Origin of the sequence: Archangium sp. (genome assembly GCF_036388035.1) — a bacterium.
Classification (GTDB): domain Bacteria; phylum Myxococcota; class Myxococcia; order Myxococcales; family Myxococcaceae; genus Archangium.
Window position 1 is genome coordinate 1 of the sequence record NZ_DASVSO010000652.1, and the last position, 4,393, is coordinate 4,393.

Sequence of the window (4,393 nt, forward strand, 5' to 3'; positions counted from 1 at the left end):
GGCGTCGGAGGCGGGCGGAGGGGACAGGCCCTCCTCGGGCGAGGTGACCGCGAGCACGGCCAGCCCGAGCGCCACCACGTGCTCGCAGATGTTGGACTCGCGGAAGCGGGGGCACTGGCACTCGCCCAGCAGGCCCCGCTCGTCCGCGGACAACGCCACCGGCAGGTGGACGCGGTTGCGGCCGAGCACCTCCCCTCGCACCGTCTCGGGCGTCGCCACCCAGGAGAGCACGCGCCCCCGCCCCATCATCCCCTGCCCCTTGTCGTAGACCCAGGCCCCCGCGAGCTCGAGGAGTCGCGGACGGGTGAGCCAGCGCCGCAACCACTTGCCCGAGGGGGGGGGCGACTTTTCCGGTCGTGTCTTCGACATGACCTTTAAGATAGCCCCCCGAGGCGCGCCTGTCCGCTTTCGTGTTCACGACCTCGCGGTCAGCGGCCATCCGTGCGGCCGCGAGAGCGTCCGCTCCGGGCGCGAGGTAGCGATGGGATGGCGAGGAAAGGGAAGGCAACCGGGACAGGTCCGGGGCACCCAGGCGGGGCGCTCCCGCGGACCCGTGCGACGGGCACGGCCCCACCGAGACGGCGGGGGGGCCGGAGGGCACTGCTCCCTCCGGCCTCGGGACGACGACTAGCCGCTCACCTTCTTCCACGAGGGCCGGGTGCTGATGCGCTGCCACCAGGACTTCACGTGCGGACGCTCGGTGATGAGGGTGCCGTGGGGCGTAGCCGAGAGGTACTGCAGGTAGGGCATCCAGCAGATGTCGGCGAGCGAGAAGATGTCGCCGGCGAGGTGGCCCTGCGTCATGAGCGCCCGGTCCACGACGTCGAGCGCCTTGGCGGTCTCGTCCCGGGCCTTGCTCACCTTGTCCAGGTCGGGCTTGCCGCCGCGCATGGGCTTGAAGAACATCTCCATGACGATGGTCATGCAGTGGGGGCTGAAATAGGACTGCTCGACGCTCATCCACTGCTCCATGCGGCCGAGCGAGGGCAGATCGCTCGGGACGAGCTTGGGCCCCGACAGCTTCGCGTCGAGGTAGCGGCTGATGGCGCGAGACTCGTACATGGTGAAGCCGTCATCCTCGAGGAAGGGGATGACGCCGAAGGGGTGCTTCGCCATGTACTGGGGCGACTTCTGCTCGCCCTTCATCAGATCCACCAGCACGAACTGGGCCTCGTGGCCCTTCTCGGCGAGGGTGGTGAGGACCTTCCGGGTGCAGGTGCTCATCGGATGACCGTGGACCTTCATGCGCTGATTCCTCCCAGGGTGGGGTTGAAGTGGCGCGAGGGTATAAGACGGGCCTTCCGGTTGCGCTACCCTTGCGTGCCATGGATCGGAAGCGCACAGTCGGGCTGCTCGTCGTCGTGCTGGTGCTCGTGGGCTGCGTCCTCCTCGTGCTGAGGGGTGGCGCGCGGGAGCGGGAGACCGCGGTGTCCCAGGGTGGAGGCAAGGCGGCCCCGGGGCCCACCGCGCCGGCCCGGAAGGACCCGGAGACGTCACCCGGACGCGAGCCGACGCACGCCACCGCCACCCCGCCCTCGCGTCTCGTGCCCGCCACCGGAGCCGAGGACTCGGCCGAGCCGCAGGGAGCCTTCGAGGGCCGCATCATCTCGGCCACCACGGGCGAGGGCGTGGAGGGCGCCGAGCTGACCTTCGCCTCGGCGGAAGGCGCCGTGTCCGCGCACTCCGAGCGGGGCGGCCAGTTCCGCTTCGTCCCGCACACACCGGGCCCGTGGCAGCTCGCGGTGGTGACGGCCCGGGGCTACCTGCCCTTCGGCCCCGATTGGGGACAGAGCCCCATCCGCCTCAGGGCCGTGCCCGGCCAACGTATCTCGGAGATCGTGCTCGCCCTGACGCCCGAGGTGGAGCTGCGGGGCCGGGTGGAGGGCCCGGACGGACAGCCCGTCGCGGGAGCGCAGGTGCGCGTGCTCACCGGGCGCGGGGGGGAGTCGGTGCTCTTCCCCACGTCGGACCGCTACGAGTCCGATGCGCGGGGCGAGTTCCGCTTCCATGCGCCCGAGGGAGCCACCGTGGAGGCCCGCCACCCCGCCCATGCCTCGGCCCGGGCCGAGGTGACGCCGCCGGTGGCCATGGCGCGCCGCCTGGTGCTGAGGCTGGGCAAGCGCGAGGGCACCGCGGTCACCTCGGGACAGGGGGTGGCGGGACGCGTGGTGGACGGCAACGGCGCCGCCGTGCCCGGGGCCCTGGTGGCCGTGGAGACAGCCGCGAGCGCCTGGCCGCGCACGTACGGAGATCCGCTCGGCTACGAGACGGTGACGGACGCGGAGGGACGCTTCGCGGTCGAGGGCCTGGAATCAGGAGCCTATGACGTCACGGCCCGGTTGATGGGGCTCGCGCCCGGCGAGCTCCGGGACGTGGCCTCCGGGCGGAAGGACCTGGTGCTGAAGCTCTCGCAGGGGGTACGGCTGGCGGGCACGGTGCGCGATGCGGCCACGGGCAAGCCCGTGCCCTCCTTCACCCTGGGCGTGGACACGAAGCGCGGCCCCCTCCAGCGGGTGCCCTTCGTGCAGCTCTCGTTCATCGACGCCCAGGGCCACTACGAGCTGGCCGGAGTGCCAGCCGGCAGCTACGTGGTGCAGGTGGCCGCGCACGGCTACGCGCCCTCCGAGACCGACGTGGGGGTGACGGAGGGCGCCGCCGGGGTGGTGACGACGGACGTCTCGCTCTCGCGCGGAGCGAAGATGACGGGGCGCGTGGTGGAGGACGGCTCGGGCAAGCCGCTGGAGCGCGCGCGCATCTTCGTCGAGGGCCTGGGCATGGGTGGCTCGCTGTCCGTGCGCTACGACGCCCTCACGGACGCCCGAGGCCACTTCACGCTCGAAGGGCTGCCGCCGGGCGAGGTGTCCCTGTTCGTCTCCGCCGAGAAGCACCACAGCCGCCTCTTCTCGGGCCTCGTCGTACGCCCCGAGGGCACGCCCGCGCAGACCATCGAGCTGCGCAAGACGGAGGAGGGCGAGGAGCCGCAGGTGGAGCTGGTGGGCATCGGAGCCGTGCTCTCCGCGCGAGAGGACGCGCTCATCCTGGGCGAGGTCATGCCAGGCGGAGGCGCGGCCGAGGCGGGGCTCACCGTGGGAGACGGCATCGTCCGCATCGACGGGCGGCCGGTGGCGGAGCTCGGCTTCGCGAACGCCATCCAGCAGATCCGCGGCGCCGAGGGCAGTCGGCTGGTGCTCGGAGTGCGCCGGGGCTCGGCGGCGGAGGTGGAGGGCAGCGCGCCCCCCATCGTGGACATCACCGTGACGCGGCGGCGCATCCGGCGGTAGTCCCTTGCGCCGCGTGGCCAGCGTCTTCTCAGGAACAGCAACGCGATAGCCAACTTATAATGCGCCACTACCTCTTTCAAATGACCGGTCATAAGCGGCATCTGCATGAGGAGGAGAGCCACACGATGAACGTCACTCGGTCTGACCAGTCGTTGAAGGGGTGATCCTTTGTCAACTTATTCCTACAGACGCACTTCCCTGGGGATGGGCCGTGCGCCTTCGAGGGAACAACGACTGTAGGATTAGAGACTGTTTCGCCAAGCGCTCTCGTCCTCTCCTCGACCGAGGAGCAGCCGGTCAGGGGCGAGGCCTACCGAAACTGGCTCTTAGCATTTCACTGGAGTCACGCGCCATGACGCAGCATAGCGCAGCTGGTGATGGTGGCGAGGCAACATTCCCCATGTAGACGGGACACTCATCCACCACACCCAAAAAATCCCATGGAGCGGTGTACCTATCCCAAGGTATGCTGTGACTTGGTCGCCATTCTCCACGCCCACAACAATCTCACACACGATCAATGTCAAAAAAATCGGAAGCAGAGTTGGAACGAGTGTTTCCCGACAAGGCAATGAGGGAAAAAGCTGCAAGATGTGCGGCCGCACGCGTAATATACATCAAAGGAATCATCACCGAAAAGCTTCAGCCCCCTGCAAATGTACCCGACATAATATCACTTAGCGACGTTGGTCAGACGGTTGCTGAAGAATTGACCGAAGAGTTCCCTGAGAGTTCAGCTGCAGAGAGGGTCTTTGCGCTCTTCCTCGCGTTCTCCCACCATGAATTACTAGTGGACCCAAGTGCAACAAACATTGATGCAGTCGAACTCATGCTGCATGAGCACCTGCTCAGTGGGGAACTAAAACTTCCTTGGGTTTACGGACGCGCATTGTACGATAGATTCTTTGAGCGATTCGCACACCACACCGACGATCATTTCTCCCACGAGGAAACGTTGGAGTTCCTAGACGCACCCCTTTCAAGGTGTAGGAGCGGGTGCCTTCTGGAAGGACTTGCAGGAGGCGCCCGGGACAAGAAAACGCCTTATTCCAAAGCTGGGGACTGCGCTCCGAGGCTTCTGGCCTTCCAATCCTTGTCGGAATGGCTGACTG

At 67.7% G+C, this 4,393-nt stretch carries 4 protein-coding genes; 2 read left to right on the forward strand and 2 right to left on the reverse strand.

Annotated elements, in window-relative coordinates; translation table 11 throughout:
- Together VF697_RS26750 and VF697_RS26755 are read right to left on the reverse strand one after the other, a co-directional pair.
- On the reverse strand, positions 1 to 369 hold a 369-nt coding region (locus VF697_RS26750; RefSeq protein WP_331099554.1), incomplete at its 3' end, for a hypothetical protein.
- A 258-nt stretch (positions 370 to 627) separates the two neighbouring features.
- Positions 628 to 1,245 carry a glutathione S-transferase family protein gene (locus VF697_RS26755; protein WP_331099555.1) on the reverse strand — a complete coding sequence of 206 codons (618 nt, stop codon included), beginning with the start codon at positions 1,243 to 1,245 and terminating at the stop codon, positions 628 to 630.
- A gap of 80 nt (positions 1,246 to 1,325) precedes the next feature.
- On the opposite strand from VF697_RS26755, the gene VF697_RS26760 reads away from it, so the two are divergent.
- Together VF697_RS26760 and VF697_RS26765 are read left to right on the forward strand one after the other, a co-directional pair.
- Positions 1,326 to 3,281, forward strand: coding sequence for a carboxypeptidase regulatory-like domain-containing protein (locus VF697_RS26760; RefSeq protein WP_331099556.1), 1,956 nt, complete (start codon positions 1,326 to 1,328; stop codon positions 3,279 to 3,281).
- 553 nt (positions 3,282 to 3,834) lie between these two features.
- Positions 3,835 to 4,393: hypothetical protein (locus VF697_RS26765; protein ID WP_331099557.1), on the forward strand; the 559-nt coding region annotated here is incomplete at its 3' end.

Coding starts and splice junctions, on each gene's coding strand:
- VF697_RS26755 (WP_331099555.1), bottom strand. CDS start 1,245: ATGAAGGTCCACGGTCATCCGATGAGCACCTGCACCCGGAAGGTCCTC.
- VF697_RS26760 (WP_331099556.1), top strand. CDS start 1,326: ATGGATCGGAAGCGCACAGTCGGGCTGCTCGTCGTCGTGCTGGTGCTC.